Source organism: Nocardia brasiliensis NBRC 14402, assembly GCF_000308475.2.
In the GTDB taxonomy this organism is placed as follows: domain Bacteria; phylum Actinomycetota; class Actinomycetes; order Mycobacteriales; family Mycobacteriaceae; genus Nocardia; species Nocardia brasiliensis.
In genome coordinates, this window is the sequence record NZ_BAFT02000079.1 from 24,520 (window position 1) to 37,888 (window position 13,369).

Annotated in this window: 12 protein-coding genes; 6 read left to right on the forward strand and 6 right to left on the reverse strand. The window is 68.0% G+C overall.

The features are described 5' to 3' along the window. Nucleotide 1: 1 nt before the first annotated feature. Nucleotides 2–1,000, reverse strand: coding sequence for a serine hydrolase (locus TY25_RS28350; protein WP_172595834.1), 999 nt, complete (start codon nt 998–1,000; stop codon nt 2–4). 292 nt (nt 1,001–1,292) lie between these two features. On the opposite strand from TY25_RS28350, the gene TY25_RS28355 reads away from it, so the two are divergent. Beyond that, nucleotides 1,293–2,129, forward strand: a complete 837-nt coding sequence (locus TY25_RS28355; protein WP_042261091.1) for an IclR family transcriptional regulator — start codon at nt 1,293–1,295, stop codon at nt 2,127–2,129. Between the two features lie 39 nt (nt 2,130–2,168). Here the strand turns inward: TY25_RS28355 and hemC are convergent, their stop codons facing one another. Beyond that, the gene (hemC, locus tag TY25_RS28360; RefSeq protein ID WP_042261093.1) at nt 2,169–3,098 is read right to left on the reverse strand and encodes a hydroxymethylbilane synthase; all 930 of its coding nucleotides are present in this window, start codon (nt 3,096–3,098) and stop codon (nt 2,169–2,171) included. A 135-nt stretch (nt 3,099–3,233) separates the two neighbouring features. Here hemC and TY25_RS28365 point away from each other — a divergent pair, with 135 nt between their 5' ends. Both TY25_RS28365 and TY25_RS28370 read left to right on the forward strand, forming a co-directional pair. Further along, entirely contained in the window at nt 3,234–4,373 is a 1,140-nt protein-coding gene (locus TY25_RS28365) for an acyl-CoA dehydrogenase family protein (RefSeq protein WP_042261095.1), read from the forward strand. A 243-nt stretch (nt 4,374–4,616) separates the two neighbouring features. After that, complete coding sequence (locus tag TY25_RS28370) at nt 4,617–5,543, forward strand: expansin EXLX1 family cellulose-binding protein (protein ID WP_052383246.1); 927 nt, start codon at nt 4,617–4,619, stop codon at nt 5,541–5,543. Between the two features lie 6 nt (nt 5,544–5,549). On the opposite strand, the gene TY25_RS28375 is transcribed toward TY25_RS28370, so the two are convergent. The 3 genes from TY25_RS28375 to TY25_RS28385 all read right to left on the reverse strand — a co-directional run bounded on the left by TY25_RS28375 (nt 5,550) and on the right by TY25_RS28385 (nt 8,763). Then, nucleotides 5,550–6,287, reverse strand: coding sequence for a hypothetical protein (locus TY25_RS28375; protein ID WP_052383247.1), 738 nt, complete (start codon nt 6,285–6,287; stop codon nt 5,550–5,552). 146 nt (nt 6,288–6,433) lie between these two features. Then, nucleotides 6,434–8,125 carry an FAD-binding dehydrogenase gene (locus TY25_RS28380; protein ID WP_081869157.1) on the reverse strand — a complete coding sequence of 564 codons (1,692 nt, stop codon included), beginning with the start codon at nt 8,123–8,125 and terminating at the stop codon, nt 6,434–6,436. Beyond that, entirely contained in the window at nt 8,122–8,763 is a 642-nt protein-coding gene (locus TY25_RS28385; RefSeq protein WP_042261098.1) for a TetR/AcrR family transcriptional regulator, read from the reverse strand. The genes TY25_RS28380 and TY25_RS28385 overlap by 4 nt, the downstream gene beginning before the upstream one ends. A 220-nt stretch (nt 8,764–8,983) precedes the next feature. Here TY25_RS28385 and TY25_RS28390 point away from each other — a divergent pair, with 220 nt between their 5' ends. The 3 genes from TY25_RS28390 to TY25_RS28400 all read left to right on the forward strand — a co-directional run bounded on the left by TY25_RS28390 (nt 8,984) and on the right by TY25_RS28400 (nt 11,232). Further along, entirely contained in the window at nt 8,984–10,009 is a 1,026-nt protein-coding gene (locus TY25_RS28390) for a zinc-binding alcohol dehydrogenase family protein (protein WP_042261259.1), read from the forward strand. 163 nt (nt 10,010–10,172) lie between these two features. Further along, the gene (locus tag TY25_RS28395; protein ID WP_042261261.1) at nt 10,173–10,829 is read left to right on the forward strand and encodes a cutinase family protein; all 657 of its coding nucleotides are present in this window, start codon (nt 10,173–10,175) and stop codon (nt 10,827–10,829) included. A 184-nt stretch (nt 10,830–11,013) separates the two neighbouring features. Beyond that, the gene (locus TY25_RS28400) at nt 11,014–11,232 is read left to right on the forward strand and encodes a hypothetical protein (protein ID WP_042261100.1); all 219 of its coding nucleotides are present in this window, start codon (nt 11,014–11,016) and stop codon (nt 11,230–11,232) included. A 54-nt stretch (nt 11,233–11,286) separates the two neighbouring features. Here the strand turns inward: TY25_RS28400 and TY25_RS28405 are convergent, their stop codons facing one another. Further along, a complete protein-coding gene (locus TY25_RS28405) occupies nt 11,287–13,308 on the reverse strand; it encodes an SDR family oxidoreductase (protein WP_042261102.1) in 2,022 nt (673 codons plus the stop codon). Nucleotides 13,309–13,369: the final 61 nt, after the last annotated feature.

Below are 13,369 nucleotides of genomic sequence, written 5' to 3' on the forward strand. Positions count from 1 at the left end.
ATCACGGTAACCGGCGCAGCATCTCCGGCTCGGTCATGGCACGGAGCAGCAGTTCTTGATGACAAAAGCTTTTCAGCGCAGCCGACCACGTGGACTCGGGCATGCGGCGGTTGAGCAGCACCGCGGTCGCGACCGTACCGTCGGCGCGGCGCAGCGATATCGCCTCGGTCAGGATGCCCGCGAGCGCACCGCCCTTGAAGCCGAGCCCGACGAACCCGGCCGGCGGTGGCTGCCATTCCAGGTGCGCGCGGGCGATATCGGCGCCGGGCCCGAAACTTCCGGTGGCGAACGAGCGATACAGCGAGGTGAGCTGGCGTGCCGATCCGGTCCAGGTGGTTTCCGCCCACGCCACTTGATCGCTGTAGGACGGCGGTGATTTCGACAGTATCGCCGCGCGATACGCTGGATCGGCCGCATAACGTCGAGCCGCGGCCCACTCGTCGGCGACGTCCGGTTCGGCCAGCCGGAGCATGCTGCCCAGTGGCGAGAACAGCATGTAGTCGTGCCAACCCCCGGCCGCGGCGGCCTCGATCAGCGCGTTGTCGCCGAGACGGTCCCGCAGATAGTCGGGCGCGGCATTGTCGCTCTCCTGAATCATCGCGCTCACCAGCTGATCGAGGGTGACCGTGTCGCCGGGCAGTCGTTTGCGCGCCTGTTCATGCGCTCCGCCGTCTGCTGTCGGCAGATACCACCGCTCCCATTCGGCGACCGGGATCTGCTCGTGCGGATCGACCGTGCCCGCCGCGACCGCCCGCGCATAGGCTGCGAGCGGTACCACCTTCGCCGCCGACGCGAGCGGCTGCTGCACATCGGCCCGCCGTTCGGCGGTATGTCCCAACCCGTCGTCGATGGCGAACGCGATGTTGTCCGGATCCTGCTCGATCCGCGCCAACCACCCCTCGACCGTGGATACGTCCGCTTCTTTCGTCGCGGTACTCGAACAGCCCGCAACCAGCGGCAAGACCGCGGCCAGCACGGCCGCAAGTCTGCGTCGCATCATCGCGCCTCCGTAAATCCGTAATTCCGTAATAACGAACTACTGCGATGATAGCCATCCGGCCACGTCGGCGCCATGGGGTCTCGTTCGCCGCGAACGCCGTGCCGAAAGCCGTTGGCTGGGTTGGCGTATGGGCACGGACGAAAGATCCGTAGTCGTCTCCGTAGTTTTCGGGATTCCACCGAACGGTCCGCTCGAGGCACTGTGATGGGCGACACAAAGTGGTGTGCCGGAAACGCACATGCCTAATAGATGTACTTCTAAGCTCTAGGCGAGCACGTGGTGGAGGTGAGCTATGACGGTCGAGGCGGTGACCCATCCCGAGTCCGGAGCATTGTGGACGGGATCGGGGCCGGCGCCCGCCGCCCGGCCGCCGGTGTCCATGATCGAGCGAATGACGCTGATACTGGACGCTTTCGACGGCTCGACGCCGACGCTGACCCTGCTCGGCTTGTCCGAACGCACCGGTCTGCCGCGCTCCACCGTGCATCGCATTCTCGACCAGATGATCCGGCTGCGCTGGCTCGCGCACGCGCCGGGCGGCTACCGGCTCGGCCTGCGCACGCTCGAGCTCGGCGGACTCGCCGCCGACCACAACGAGATTCGGGACGTGGTCAGCCCGCTGCTGCACGACCTCTGTCAACGCACCGGCATGGTCGGGCATCTCGGCGTGCTGGACGGACGCGAAGTGCTCTACCTGGACAAGGCGGGCGGCCGGTTCGCGGCGAACGTCCCGACCCGGCTCGGCGGTCGGATGCCCGCGCACAGCACCGCGCTCGGCAAGGCGCTGCTGGCCTCGCTGGAGCCGAGCATCGTCGAGACTTCGTTCCGCGATCGACTACCCCAGCTGACCGCCCGAACCATCTGTGACAGAACCGATCTGCATCGCGAACTGGGCAAGATCCGCCAGCGTCAGGGCGTGGCGGTCGACAACGAGGAGTCGGTCGCCGGCATCGCCTGTGTCGCCGTCCCGATCCGCGGCCGGGGCGCCGCCGTAGCCGCCCTATCCCTGTCCGCCCACCTCGACGGCGACCGGAAGTCCCTCGACACCACCCGCCTCGCCCGCGTCCTCATCGAAGTAGCCCACGAAGCGGGCCGCTCCCTCTTCCCCCGCCACGCCCGCTGGCGCTGAGCACCCCGGTACCCCGCACCGGGACGGCGCGGGTGACGGTCAGTGGGGGATGGCGTCGATGATGGCTCGGGCGCCTTGGCGGAGCAGATCGGCGCCGACGAAGAAGCCGAGGGCTTGCGGGTCTTCGGGGACGCCCCAGTGTTTGGAGTCGAGCCACTGCGCGCCGTCGGCGCTGAAGACCTTGCCGTGCAAGGTCAGTCGGCCGGTGCGGTCGGTGGTGGCGTAGCCGGCGATGGGAGAGTTGCAGTGGCCCTGCAGGGCGTGCAGCATCGCGCGTTCGGCGTCGGCCTGGCGGTGGGTGTCGGCGTGATCGAGCTGGGCGCCGAGATCGCGGAGTTGTGTGTCGTCGCTGCGGCATTCGAGCGCGATGATGCCCGCGCCGATGGGCGGGCACATGGTCTCGAGGTCGAGCGTCTCGGTGATCCGGTGCTGCTGGCCGACCCGATGCAGGCCGGAGACCGCGGCGATCAACACGTCGATGTGTCCCTCTTCGAGCCGCGCCAGCCGGGTATTGACGTTGCCGCGCAGGGGCTGCACCGTCAGGTGCGGGTAGTGCAGCAGCAGCTGCGCGGTCCGGCGCACCGAGCTGGTGCCGACTACGGTCCCCGCGGGCTGTTCGGCGAGCGGCGCGCCGTTGCCGGTGATCACGGCGTCGTGCACGTCGTCGCGCGCCAGGTAGCCGGCGAAGGCCAGGCCCTCGGGCACCGGGATATCGCCGGGGATGTCCTTGAGGCAGTGCACCGCGAGGTCGGCGTCGTCCACGAGCAGGGCGTGGTCGATCTCCTTGACGAAGGCGCCTTTGCCGCCGAGCTTGGCCAGGTCACCCATCCAGCGGTCACCGGCGGTGGTGACCTTGACCAATTCGCTCTGCACGCCGAGCCGGCCGAGCAACTCGGCGACGTGCTCGGCCTGGGCCAACGCCATGGGGCTGGATCGGGTGGCGATCCGAATAATGCGCGTACGCGACATGTTCGGCACCTTACTCCCGGTCGAAATCCGTTGATCGCCGAGCCTGGCCCGGCGTGACCTGCCCCACGTCGTACCCGGCGGTACCGGTGTGCTGATTATCCGCCCACACGACGTTGGCAAGGTGACAATAAGGGCATGTACAGCGACGAACATCAGGAGTTCCGGGCGATGGTCCGGCGCTATCTCGAGCAGAAGATCAACCCGCACGTCGACGAGTGGGAACAGACGGAGATGATGCCGCTGCACGAGATCTTCGCCGATATGGCGAAGCTCGGCATCCTCGGTCTCGAGTACGACCCGGCCTACGCGGGGCAGGGCGCCGACCATCTGTTCACCGTGGTGCTCTGCCAGGAACTGGGCCGGGTCGCGCACGGCTCGTTCCCGATGGCGCTGGGCGTGCACGTCGCGATGGCGACGCCTTCGCTGCACGCGCACGGCAGCGAGGAACTCAAACAGGAATATCTGGCCCCGGCTATGCGCGGCGAGACCGTCTGCGGTGTCGCGGTCACCGAGCCGGACGCCGGGTCCGACGTGGCCGGCATCAGAACCCACGCCCGCCGCGACGGCGACGACTGGGTGATCAACGGGTCGAAGATGTTCATCACCAACGCGGTTCAGGCGGATTGGCTGTGCACGCTGGTCCGCACCTCCCCGGAGGGCGGTTATCGCGGTATGAGTCAGATCATCATCCCCACCGACGCACCGGGTTTCCGCGTCGATCGCAAGCTGGACAAGCTGGGCATGCGCGCCTCCGATACCGGCCTGCTCACCTTCGAGGATGTGCGAGTTCCGGTGCGCAACACCATCGGTGAGATCGGCCGCGGTTTTCAGCAGCAGATGTCGCAGTTCGTCATGGAGCGCATGTTCGCCGCATACAGCGCACCGATCAGCTGTGCCATGCAATTGGAACTGACCCGTGACTACGCCAAGCAGCGCAAGGTTTTCGGACAGCCGCTGACGGCCAATCAGTATCTGCAGTACACCTACGCCGAGCTCGCGGCGCGCACGGACATGCTGCGCGTCTACACCGAAACCACGGGCCGGTCCTATCGGGACGGCCAGGACGTCACCAGAATGGCGACCATCGCGAAACTGGAGGCGGGGCGGCTGTCCCGTCAGGTGGCGGACTGGTGCCTTCAGGTGCACGGCGGCATGGGCTACATGACGGAGACCTGGACCTCGCGCGCCTTCCGGGACAGCAGGCTGTTGAGCATCGGCGGCGGTGCCGACGAGGTCATGCTGCGGGTGCTGTCCCTGATGGACGGCTTCGCGTAGCGCCGGTGCCGCGGCCGTATTGCGCTGGGGTGCGTGGCATTACAAGGGGGTACGCACACCGGATGATTTCCGGCAGGCCGCGGGAGTGTCCAGGAGGATGCTGGGGATTTGCCTCACGCTTGCTGAAGCGAGTGTCTTTCACTGTGTAGATTTTTCGTTCGCCGCGTGCGCGTGCCGTTCGACTGCTTTCCTATGGACGTCAGGATGGAGAGTCCATGAGCAGGTGAACCGGAGTCGGGAGCGATGCACCGGATACCGATCAACCAGCGACACGTCCGTTCGGGGTGGCTGTGGTCCGCGATCGGCCTGGCGGCCATTGCGGGCGTAGCGGTGTGGGTGACCCGGCCCGAGCCGGTGCACTGCGACGTACCGAACGCGATGGCCCAGTCGGCGACGCCGCCGAATCCGTTGACCGCCAACAGTATTTGGCCGTCCACCAGCCCGTTACCGGAGCCGCAGCCCGTCGTGTCCGGCGAGGCGCGGTTCTATTCGTTCGGTCCGGGGGTCTCGTGCTCGTACCCCGACCTTCCGCTGGACGGCTTCTTCGTGGGCATGTCGACATCGGAGTACGGCACCGCCGATCCGTGCGGGGCCTACCTCGACGTCGAGGGCCCGCGGGGCAGCGTGCGGGTGCAGATCGTCGACCGTTGCCCGGGATGTGCTCCGGGACAACTGGATTTGAGCACGGCCGCGTTCACCGAGATCGCCGACCTGTCCGACGGCGTCGCGAAGGTTCGGTACCACGTGGTGCGCAACCCGGAGCCGGTGGCGGAGCTGACCTACGAGGTGAAGCCCGATGCCACCGCCGCCTGGTTCGCCATCCTGTTCGGCGGCACCGGGAATCCGTTGCGCGAGGTCGCGATTCGGCCCGCGACGGGCGGGCCGTGGCAGCAGCTGACCCGCGGCATGGACAACTATTGGTCCATCTCCCGGGCGGGGACGGGTCCGTTCGCCGCGCGGCTCACCGATATCCACGGCAACCAGGCCGAGATCACCGGCATCACGGTGGAACCGGGGATGCGACCGACCGGTGCGCGTCTCTACAGCGAGGCGCCACCCGTGGTCGTGCCGAAGCCGACCGAGCCGCCGATCGTCTCGCCGACCAGCCTGGCGGCCGCGCCGCCGCCGCAATCGTCGTCGAACGCGACCCCGGCGGGCTGTAAGCCGTGACCGTGCTCAGTCGCGAATGCTCCTGCGCAACTGACGGAATCGGGCGTCGGTGAAGACCGGACCGGTGTACAGGGGAGCGTCGTCGGCGCCGTAGACCCGGATGGTCAGGTGCTGGGTCGCCGCGTACTCCTCACCGCGCCGGTCACTGCGGAACAACACGTCCAGAATCTCGTCGGACCGTGCTCCGGCGGCGCGCAGCCGGTTCATCGTGCGCAGGTACGGCAGCTCGAGATCGGTTGTGGCGGCGAAGGTATGGGCCACAAGATCCACCGGGACCGCGGTGCCGTCGCGGTCGCGGACCTCCACCCGGGTGACGCCCGGCGCCACCGCCCCGCACAATCCGGCGGGCATCACCCAGCGGATGGCGAACGGGCGCACCGTGAAATCCTCTCGGTGTCCGCCCGCGGTGGTGATGCTGAAGAGGGCGAGCTCGCCCTCTCTGAAGACGAAGTCGGCTTCATCGCCCGAGTCGTGGTAGGCGAGCAACCTGCCCTCGGTCGTGCCCGGTGCGATCCGCGCGCCCGGGTGCCAGCCGGAATGCGAAACCTGCAGCACCGGTGCGCCGTTCAGCTCGGCCGTCCGGTAGGCGTCGGCGAAGGCTTGCAGCGATGCCAGCCACTGCCGCCGGTGTCGCTCGTCGTCGTCCGGCTCGAACTGGGGGAGGCGTTGTTGCTCTCTCCGGCCGCCGATCGATTTGCTGGGCGCCGGCCCCCGCCGCCGGCCCCGATCGCACTTTCTCCACATCTCCCTGGCCTCGTTCTATCGGACTGTCCTTCGCCGACGAGGCTCCTGAGCCGGGAACCGCTGCCGAAGGCTGCCCGAGCCTACGGGTGCCGTGCGGCCCGGACAACCACCGTGACCTGCGGGATGATCTGCCGATTATGCGCCGATCACCGCAATGTCGCGGCCAGTGCCAAACCTGCGGCCCGCCCGGAGAAGATGCAGCCGCCGAGGAAGGTGCCCTCCAGCGCGTTGTAACCGTGCACCCCGCCGCCGCCGAAACCGGCCACCTCGCCCGCGGCGTAGAGACCGGGGAAAGCGCTGCCGTCCTGCCGGATCACCTGTGAGTCGAGGTTGGTCTGCAAGCCGCCCAGCGTCTTTCGCGTGAGGATATTCAACCGGACCGCGATGAGCGGGCCCGCGGCGGGGTCGAGGATCCGGTGCGGTTTGGCGACGCGTCCCGCCTTGTCGCCGAAGTACTGGCGCGCGTTGGTGATCGCCATCAGCTGGCTGTCCTTGGAGTACTTGTTGGTGACGTCGCGGTCCCGCGCGACGATCTGCCGCTCCAGCGTGTCGTGATCCAGCTGCGGACCGCGGGCGATCTTGTTCATCCCGGCGACCAGCTCCCGCAGCGTGTCCGCGACCACGAAGTCGACGCCGTGCTGCTTGAACGCCTCGACCGGACCCGGCGCGCCCTTGGCGATGCGGCTCTTGAGGGTGAGTTTGAGGTCCTTGCCGGTGATGTCGGGGTTCTGCTCGGAACCCGACAGCGCGAACTCCTTCTCGATGATCGACTGGGTCAGCACGAACCAGGAGTAGTCGTAGCCGGTGGACAGGATCTCCTTCATGGTCGCGTTGGTGTCGTAACCCGGGAAACACGGTGCGGGCAAACGCCTTCCGTTCGCGTCGAACCACATCGAAGACGGGCCGGGGATGATCCGGATGGCGTGATCGGGCCAGATCGGGTCCCAGTTGACGATGCCTTCGGTGTAGTGCCACATGCGGTCCCGGTTGACGATGGCGCCGCCGGCCGCCTCGGTGATGCCGAGCATCCGTCCGTCCACGTGCGCGGGCACGCCGGAGATCATGGTCTCCGGGCATTTGCCGAGCCGCTCGACCGGCCAGTTGCGCCGGATCAATTCGTGATTGTGCCCGATGCCGCCGGAGGTGACGATCACCGCCTGTGCGCGGAACTCGAACTCGCGCACTACGTTCCGAGACGACGCCTGGCCGCGTGCCAGGTCGCTCGGCTCCAGCACCCCGCCGCGGACGCCGACGACCGCGCCGTCCTCGACGATCAACTCGTCGACCCGGTGGCGGAAGCCGAAGCCGACCAGCCCGCGCCGTTCCCCTTCGAGCACGGGTTCGGCGAACACCCGCACGACCTCCGGCCCGGTGCCCCAGGTGAGATGGAACCGCGGCACCGAATTGCCGTGTCCGTCCGCGAAACCGCCGCCGCGCTCGGCCCAGCCGATCACCGGCGTGATCCGAAGGCCGAGTTCGTGCAGGTAGTCGCGCTTCTCGGTGGCGGCGAAACGCACGTAGGCCCGGGCCCACTGCCGTGCCCACAGGTCCTCGTCGTCGCGGTCGAAACCGGCCGAGCCGAGCCAATCCTGCAGTGCCAGTTCGTAGGAGTCCTTGATCCCGAGCCGGCGCTGCTCGGGGGTGTCCACCATGAACAGCCCGCCGAGTGACCAGAACGCCTGCCCACCGAGATTGTTGCGGTTCTCCTGATCGAGCACGAGCACCTTGCGGTCCGCCTTGACCAGTTCGTGTGTCGCGACGAGGCCGGCCAGCCCGGCGCCGACGACGATGACGTCGGCCTGCTGTGCGAATTCGGTGGCGCTGTCGGTCATCTTCATCCTTCGGTTTCGGTGCTATAGGCCAGCACGACGTGGTAGATGAGCTCGGTGCGGCGCTTGCGCACCGCGCGGCTGCGCGGTTCCATCAGGACCTGCACGCTGGTGCCGTCGTGCACCGCGACGAGGGCCTGGCCGAGCGCCGCCGGATCGGGGACCGCGCGACCGATCCGGGCCAGTCCCGCGACGACGGCCGGCATCAGCGCGGCGCTGATCGCCTCTTCGCGCGCGGCCATCACCCGGCGAAGTTCGGGATGGCGCAGCGCGTGGGCGGTGAACTCCGCGGTGATCCGGTACCAGCCCTCGTCGATGGGCACCGCGCGTGCCATCCGTTCGATGGCGGTGCGCAGGTCGTCGTCACCGCCGATCAGCATGTCGTCGAGGACACGCTTGATATCGGCGAGCATGGCGGCCGATCGCTGTTCCCACATCGCCAGGAACAGTTCGTCGAGCGAGACGAAGTTGGAATAGAAGGCGCCGCGGGTGAAGCCGGCGCGTTCGCAGACCCGTTCCACGGTGGCCTTGCCGAAGCCCTCCTCGCTGAAGGCCTCATACGCCGCGGTCAGCAGCCGCTCGCGGGTTTCGGCGCGGCGGCGGGTGACCCGGCTCGTCGCGGTTCCCGGTGGGGTGGACGACGCCACGGGCACCTCCTCGAGCGGGACCGGCCGCGGGTGGTGGCAGCGGGCCGGTCGATTGGATACAAAACTGTATTCAATACATAAATGTATCAGAGTTGGTGCGGCGACAGGGTGGAATCGGTTGAGTAGGGTCGCACGCAGCATCGAATTGCCAGTGCGGCTCGGCCAGGTGTCCCGGGGACAAGGAGAGTTGAGCATGAACGAGGTTGCGCGGTCGGGATCGATGACCGGATGGCGAGTCCGTCGCCCGGGGCCGATCGATGCGGGACCGCTGGATCAAGTGCACGAGCCCGTGCCCGAGCCGGCCGCCGACGAACTGCTGGTGCGGGTGCTGGCCTGCGGCGTCTGCCGGACGGACCTGCATGTCGCCGAGGGGGATCTGCCCGTGCATCGCGCCGGGGTGGTGCCCGGACACGAGGTGGTCGGGGAGGTGGTCGCGGTCGGTTCGGCGGTCGGCGCGAGTGCCGACGAGCGTCCTGCGGACGGCTTCGCCGTGGGCGACCGGGTCGGCATCGCCTGGCTGCGGCACACCTGCGGCGCCTGCAAGTACTGCCTGCGCGGACTCGAGAACCTTTGTCCCCGTTCGATTTACACAGGGTGGGACGCTGACGGCGGATACGCCGAATACGCCACTGTGCCAGCCGATTACGCGCTGCGTCTGCCGGAGAACTACACCGACGAAGAAACAGCGCCGCTGCTCTGCGCCGGCATCATCGGCTATCGCTCGCTGCAGCGCGCGCAGTTGCCGCCCGGTGGCCACCTCGGCATCTACGGTTTCGGCGGCAGCGCGCACATCGCCGCGCAGGTCGCGCTCGCGCGCGGCGCCGAGGTGCATGTGATGACCCGGGATCCGGCCGCGCAGGAGTTGGCGCGCGCCCTCGGCGCGGCGTCGGCACAGGGTGCGGCGGATCCGCCTCCGGTGCAACTCGATTCGGCGATCTTGTTCGCGCCGGTGGGCACGCTGGTGCCGCCCGCGCTGGCCGCGCTCGACCGCGGCGGCGTCCTGGCGATCGCGGGTATTCATCTGAGCGACATCCCGGCGTTGAATTATCAGCGGCATCTGTTCCAGGAGCGGGAAATTCGCTCGGTCACCGCGAACACCCGGGCCGACGCGCGTGAATTTCTCGCGCTCGCAGGCGAACACCGCATAGAAGTGACCACCCGTGGGTACTCCCTGGGCAGGGCAGATCAGGCCCTGGCCGATCTCGCCCACGGACGATTCACTGGCGCAGCGGTTCTCGTTCCGTAGAAAAGATTAGCCAGGACACGATTCGGCGTTGAGTCCGCATCGTTCGGGTCGACTTCCTTGACGACCTACTCAGCCGTTCTTACCTTCGCAGATATAGCCGAGTGGCACTTGTCGCTGACAAGTGTCACTCGGCTTCTCACAACGGCGTGAGTGGGTGATCACGATGGCAAACCGGAAGGTAATTCATTTCGAAAAGTGGCGGGTGGTACGAGTTTTCATCGTGCTACTACTGGCCGCGGGTTTCGGAGCGACGACGGGATCGCCCGCATGGGCGTCGCCCTGCGCCGCGATCGACGTGGTAGTCGCACGGGGCACACAGGAACCCGGCTACCTCGGCGCCGCGGTCGGGGACCCGCTCTACGGCACGTTGCTGCAGGCGCTACCGGTGAGTTCCACCGCGTATCGCGTGAATTATCCTGCGGACCTGCTCGATCCGGCGTCGGTGAGCCGCGGCACCCACGATATGACCGGTCACCTGCTGTGGCAGGCGGCGGCGTGCCCGGACCAGCGGTTCATCCTGGTCGGCTATTCGCAGGGCGCGGTCGTCACGCACGGTGTGCTCGGTACCGGCGTGGTGACGGCACTCGGCGGCATGGCGGTGCTGCCCGGCGAACTGGAGTCGCGGGTGGCCGCGGTGCTGCTCTTCGGTGATCCGGTCCGGCTGATCGGCTGGAACGTGCCGGGTCAGTACGCCTGGCGCACCGGAAACTACTGCACGGGTGGCGATCCCGTCTGCGGTGGCGGTCTCGACCCGACGCAGCACGGCAACTACGGCTGGGCCATGTGGCCGGCCGCCTGGTTCGCGGCGGATCGAGTGTAGTTCTCCGCCGGGAATCCGCGGTGGGGCCGATCCGGCCCCACCGCACCGGCATTTCGGCACCGGGCGCCGCAATTTCTCTGAAACACCGGTAGTCCTTTTCGATTCGGACACGGTGCGGCGAAATCCCGTGGAACGCGCGGAGTTCGAGGGGTCCGGCCGCGAGCGGGCGTGATAGGAACAGCGAATGTCCGATGATCCCGACATCGCACAAGCCCGGGTATTTCTCGACTTGCTTGCCACTCACGCGCGCGGGCTCGCCCGCGCAATCAGTACCGCCGAACGGACTTTCCAAACGCAACGGCTGCGTGAACTGCACGCGGAGATGCACACGGTTCGGCACTGCATCGCACGAATACACTACCGGTATCCCGATATCGTGCCGAACCGTCAGGCCCGCGTCTGAACCGGTCGCCCGCAATTTGCGCACGCGAGTCGACCGGAATTCAAATCCTGGTGACTACCACTGCAATCCGGGCACCACCCGGGCCACCCGCGCCGCGGGGCCGGGCAGCGCCATCAGCGGCATGAGCACCGGCGCGAGCACGGTCAGCGGGCTACGGCCGCGCTCTGCGGCTGCGGGCTGCGCGGACGCGACGGCCTTGTTGCCCTGTGCCGCATGGGATTCCCCGAACAAGCGGAAGCCCTGGTGCAGGATCGTCCGCTTCACCGACGGCATCAGCAGCTCGACCGCCTGGGCGAAGGTGCCGACCGGGGTGTCGATGCGGTGCGGGCGATCCTCCAGAGCGCGCACCACGATGGCGGCGGCCTGGTCCGGGTCGGGGACCGGCAGCGAGCGGTAGAGATCGGTCGGCGCGATCATCGGGGTACGCACGAGCGGCATCCGCACCGAGGTGAAAGTGATGCCTGCGTCCCGGTTCTCCACCGCCGCGATTTCGCTGAAGTTGTCCAGCGCCGACTTGCTCGCGACATAGGCCGCGAACCGGGGCACCTTGGTCTGCACGGCGATCGAGGAGATGTTGACGACGTGGCCGAAGCGCCGGGCCCGCATCGACGGCAGCAGGGCCAGGATCAGCCGGACTGCGCCGAAGTAGTTCACCGCCATGGTCCGCTCGAAATCGTGCATGCGATCGGTGGAGTTGAGCACCGAGCGGCGGATCGACCGGCCCGCGTTGTTCACCAGGTAGTCGACGTGGCCGTGTTCGGTGAGCACGGCGCGCACCAGCGATTCGACCGCGTCGGCGTCGGTGATGTCGCACGGATAGTCATAGGCCACACCGCCTTCCGCACGCACCGAATCGGCGGCGTCGGACAGGTCGTCCTTGCCGCGCGCCACCATGAGCACGGTGGCGCCGCGCCGGGCGACCGCGTGCGCGGTGGCCAGCCCGATGCCCGAGGAGGCGCCGGTGATGAGCACGATCCGGCCGCTGAGCGGATCGTCGGTGATCTCGGGGCGGTCGCGATGAGTGTCCAGATGCGCACGCCAGTAGCTCCAGAGCCGCTCGGCGTAGCTTTCGAACGGCGGCACGCTCAGTCCGGAGCCGCGCAACTGCGCCCGGGTGGAATCGGAGATGAACTCCGCGGCGAAGGAGGTGTGCGGAGCGACGGCCGCGGGAATGCCCAACTGCTCCAACAGGAAATCGCGCACCGACGCGACGCCGGGCAATTGCGCCAGCCCGGTCAGCGCCAGCGCACTGCCCGGCACGACGCCGATGCCGGTGGGGGCGCCCGCCGCCGCGGCGAGCGCGCCGTACACCGCGCTGAACGGCTGCGGCTCCGGGTTGACCAGGTGGAAGGTGCGCCCGTCGAGTCCGGGCTTGCGGATCAGCGTGGCCATGGCGGCGGCGACATAGTCGACGGGGACGATGTTGGTCGCGCCGAGATCGGGCAGCGGCATCGGCAGTTCCGACGGCAGCGCCGCAAGCTTGGCGATGGCGGAGAAGAAGTAGTAGGGCCCGTCGATCTTGTCCATCTCGCCGGTGCGCGAATCGCCGACCACGATTGCGGGCCGGTACACCCGCCAGCGCAGGCCCTGCGCCTCGCGCACCAGCTGCTCGGCGGCGAACTTGGTGCGGTGGTAGGGCGAGGTGAGCCGCTGACCGAGGTCGAAGTCCTCTTCGAAGAACTTGCCCTTGTGGTCGCCGGCCACCGCGACCGACGAAACATGGTGCAGCACAGCGCCGATCCGGCGGGCCAGGGCGATCACCGAGCGGGTGCCCGCGACATTGGCGGCGTGCGCGGTGTCCTCGTCGGCGGTCATGTCGTAGACGGCGCCGAGATGGATCACGTGTTCGGCCGCCGGTGCCTCCCGGGTGAGCCCGAGGTCGTCCGCCGTGAGGTCGCCGACCAGGGAGAACACCCGCTCGCCGCCGTGCCACGCGGTGGCCAGGTCAGCAAACTTCTGCAGCGAGCCCTCGCGCACCAGCACATGGACCACGGCGTCGGGATCGTGGTCCAGCAGCTCTTGGACGACCCGTCGTCCCAAGAATCCGGTACCGCCCGTCACGATGTAGGTAGCCATCGTCCTCTCCTGCTGTTCACTCGAACCATGTTGTCGCACAAAGTAATCCGGCATGCAACAG

Excerpts from the sequence above, each read along its gene's own strand:
- TY25_RS28400 (WP_042261100.1), top strand. The coding sequence starts at position 11,014 with ATGTCCGATGATCCCGACATCGCACAAGCCCGGGTATTTCTCGACTTG.
- TY25_RS28405 (WP_042261102.1), bottom strand. The coding sequence starts at position 13,308 with ATGGCTACCTACATCGTGACGGGCGGTACCGGATTCTTGGGACGACGG.
- TY25_RS28390 (WP_042261259.1), top strand. The coding sequence starts at position 8,984 with ATGACCGGATGGCGAGTCCGTCGCCCGGGGCCGATCGATGCGGGACCG.
- TY25_RS28375 (WP_052383247.1), bottom strand. The coding sequence starts at position 6,287 with ATGTGGAGAAAGTGCGATCGGGGCCGGCGGCGGGGGCCGGCGCCCAGC.
- TY25_RS28365 (WP_042261095.1), top strand. The coding sequence starts at position 3,234 with ATGTACAGCGACGAACATCAGGAGTTCCGGGCGATGGTCCGGCGCTAT.
- TY25_RS28350 (WP_172595834.1), bottom strand. The coding sequence starts at position 1,000 with ATGATGCGACGCAGACTTGCGGCCGTGCTGGCCGCGGTCTTGCCGCTG.
- TY25_RS28355 (WP_042261091.1), top strand. The coding sequence starts at position 1,293 with ATGACGGTCGAGGCGGTGACCCATCCCGAGTCCGGAGCATTGTGGACG.
- TY25_RS28370 (WP_052383246.1), top strand. The coding sequence starts at position 4,617 with ATGCACCGGATACCGATCAACCAGCGACACGTCCGTTCGGGGTGGCTG.
- TY25_RS28395 (WP_042261261.1), top strand. The coding sequence starts at position 10,173 with ATGGCAAACCGGAAGGTAATTCATTTCGAAAAGTGGCGGGTGGTACGA.
- hemC (WP_042261093.1), bottom strand. The coding sequence starts at position 3,098 with ATGTCGCGTACGCGCATTATTCGGATCGCCACCCGATCCAGCCCCATG.
- TY25_RS28380 (WP_081869157.1), bottom strand. The coding sequence starts at position 8,125 with ATGAAGATGACCGACAGCGCCACCGAATTCGCACAGCAGGCCGACGTC.